This window comes from Acidithiobacillus sp. TH-A35 (genome assembly GCF_057473505.1).
In genome coordinates, this window is sequence record NZ_JBYCKR010000301.1 from 1 (window position 1) to 2,837 (window position 2,837).

Sequence of the window (2,837 nt, forward strand, 5' to 3'; positions counted from 1 at the left end):
TCGGCGGTCACCATCAACGAGGGTGCTGGCCAGGTCGAATCGGGAGTGGCAGCCAGCATCGCTCACCTCCGCCGCGGTGGCGATTCACTGGAAACCGTTGCCGAAGTGCTCGGTATGGCCAATCAAGCCGCCCAAAAATCACGGGGCAATCTGAGGGACATCCTTAACGGCAGTACTCAGGGAGTCGCAGCCGCTGACGCCATGGGCAGTCACATGAACGCCTTACAACAGTCCATGGATCGTTTCACCGCACAATTCGGTCAAATTCAGAACTCTCTGGACACGGTTCGCGGGCAACTCGCTCAGGCCAGTGAGGCAGCCGTGCAGGGAGAAGCGGCACTGGCTACCCGCCTAACCATCGCCAAGGCGGATCACGTCCAGTGGGTCGCCCACATTTTAGAGAGGATCAGTACTAACCATACCGCCATCTCTCCGACCGAGCTTTCCGATCACCACCAGTGTCGCCTCGGAAAATGGATGGACAGCATGGCACAGAGTGAATTGGCGCAGTTGCCGGAGTTTGTGGCCGTACAGCAAGTACATCCCCAGATCCATAAACTTGGCCTCGCCATCATTGCCTCCCTGAAAAAGGGAGATGAAGATGCCGTTCGCAAGGGTGCCGGACAGATCAAAAGCCTCAGTACCATGGTACAGCAGCAACTTGACAAACTTCGCGGCCGCATCATGAGCCGCTGACCCGTGTAGCCGGAGGAAAATTCACGTTATGGCGCGCAAAGCCCAAAAAAATGGCCGAATAAAGCCCTGGGCAATCACCTGGGTTTTGACCATTCTCGCAATGCGTAGCGACTTTCTCGCCAGCCCTGAATTATCAGGTAGCGGCAGCCCCTTCTGGATCCCTATCGGCCTAGAGACTCTGCGCTTTATGGTGCTCTGGTTTGCCGCCCACGTCATCGTTCACACCATTTTCGGCGCATGGGATATGTTTGCCGAAGGTCGTGAACTTTAGTCTGCAGCAATCCAATTTGCCGCTTCAGCAAATTCTTCGTTGGAAAAGACTCTGACCGGACAAGGCATGGCAAAACCGAAAAGGCGTGTTGCAGCAGCAATCCAGCCCTCGTCCGTGACGACAGCAATCCGTTCCCATGCCTTGAGATGAGCAAATCCCACCTCCATGTCGTCCCACTAGGATATCGGTCGGTCGACGCCAGGCGTCTTGAGGGCGGCCAGTAGCGTGTGCAGCGCCGGTTGATCCTTATCGTCGCGCACAGGATATAATCCGGTAGCAGCATTTCAACGGAACCATGTCGCCACGTGGCCAGGATTTTGCCTGGCACGCTGGCTGGGTTACGCTAGCCGGAAAGCAGCCCATGGGTGTCCAGCACTACCCGCAATGGCTGGAGGCGGCTGAGTGCAAATTTACCGTGGTTTGGGTCTCCTCTAGTCAGACCGTTAGGATGAATATATATTGATCCAGGGTTCCATACGCACAGCTTCTGTAGAACAGGCTGAGGTGCAGTCCCTTGGACCGGAGGGCTTTATGCAATCAGCTAATCAACACTCATACTTTCAAAACAACTGGGATGCACTGCCGTCCAGAGACAGGCAGAAAAACGCGCGCGCGAAGCCGTTCGTCGTTATCGTGGACGACCAGTCCACCGGTCGCAAGATACTGGAGAGGCTGGTGCTCAGCATTACACCAGAACTGCTGGTGGAGAGTTTCACTGATCCTCACAAGGCCCTGGAGCGGATACACGACCAGACGCCGGACCTCATCCTTGCGGACTACAAAATGCCAATCATGGACGGGTTGGAATTTACCAAGCGCGTCCGCGCCATTCCTGCATGCGGCGATGTACCGATTGTAATCGTCACCGTAGTCCAGGATATCCAAGTCCGCTACAAAGCCCTAGAGGCTGGAGCTACGGATTTTCTCACCCGACCGGTAGACCAGTATGAGTGCCAAGCACGTTGTCGTAATCTGCTCGCCTTACGAAAGCAGCAGAAGATTGTCAAAGACCGGGCTAACCATCTGGAAAATCAAGTGGTTTTGGCGACAGAGCAGATCCGCGGAAGGGAACGGGAAACGCTCCTTATTTTGGCTCGGGCCGGTGAGTACCGCGATCATAATACCGGCAATCATGTCATGCGCATGGCCACCTATACCCGCGTGGTGGCCGAGAAGCTTGGTTTCGCCGAAGTGAGGTGTGACGAAATTGAGTTGGCCGCACCGCTGCATGATATTGGCAAAATCGGCATACCTGACTCCATCCTCCTGAAGCCTGGCAAGCTCACGGAGGATGAGCACCTGTTGATGCAGGCGCACCCTCTCATCGGCCATGAAATATTGAGTGGAAGCCAATCCCGTTTTATCCAAATCGGGGCAATAATTGCTATGGGCCATCATGAAAAATTCGACGGCAGCGGCTATCCCAAGCGATTGCGAGGGGCGGAGATCCCGCTGGAAGCGCGCATCGTCGCGGTGGCAGACGTGTTTGACGCCCTGACTTCGGCGCGCCCGTACAAGGCGGCTTGGCCGTTCGATGAGGCCGTTGCTTATATGCGAGATCAGGCAGGTCGTCACTTTGATCCCCTCTGCGTGCAGGCATTTCTCAGCCAGCTAGACGAAATCCGTGCAATCGGGCAGCGGTTGCGCGATCCCTCACCCCAGGGAAACACCGACTCATTGCCCGCCGATGCGGACATGTGAAGCTGGCGCAACCCACCCTGGCCGCCCCTGTGGATCCATCGATGTCCGATACTCAGATGCCCGAAGCAAATGATCTAGCCATCCGTCAGGTGGGCCTCTTCCGGGCCCTCTCAGGCCGACTATCCCGGCGGACCGATAGTGAGCATGAGCAGGCGATTGTGCGAATGGT

The 2,837-nt window shown here is 56.2% G+C and carries 4 protein-coding genes; 3 read left to right on the forward strand and 1 reads right to left on the reverse strand.

Translation table 11 applies throughout. The features are described from left to right. Nucleotides 1-696, forward strand: a 696-nt coding sequence (locus AC2VNK_RS09620) for a CZB domain-containing protein (RefSeq protein ID WP_486883592.1), incomplete at its 5' end; no start/stop codon positions are given. Between the two features lie 28 nt (nucleotides 697-724). Then, nucleotides 725-967, forward strand: coding sequence for a hypothetical protein (locus tag AC2VNK_RS09625; RefSeq protein ID WP_486883593.1), 243 nt, complete (start codon nucleotides 725-727; stop codon nucleotides 965-967). Here the strand turns inward: AC2VNK_RS09625 and AC2VNK_RS09630 are convergent. After that, the gene (locus tag AC2VNK_RS09630) at nucleotides 964-1,134 is read right to left on the reverse strand and encodes a SpoIIAA family protein (RefSeq protein ID WP_486883594.1); all 171 of its coding nucleotides are present in this window, start codon (nucleotides 1,132-1,134) and stop codon (nucleotides 964-966) included. The two genes, AC2VNK_RS09625 and AC2VNK_RS09630, sit on opposite strands and share 4 nt — an antisense overlap. A 292-nt stretch (nucleotides 1,135-1,426) precedes the next feature. Here AC2VNK_RS09630 and AC2VNK_RS09635 point away from each other — a divergent pair, with 292 nt between their 5' ends. Next, nucleotides 1,427-2,668 (forward strand): HD domain-containing phosphohydrolase, encoded by a 1,242-nt coding sequence (locus tag AC2VNK_RS09635; protein ID WP_486883595.1) that lies wholly within the window; start codon nucleotides 1,427-1,429, stop codon nucleotides 2,666-2,668. Nucleotides 2,669-2,837 lie beyond the last annotated feature (169 nt).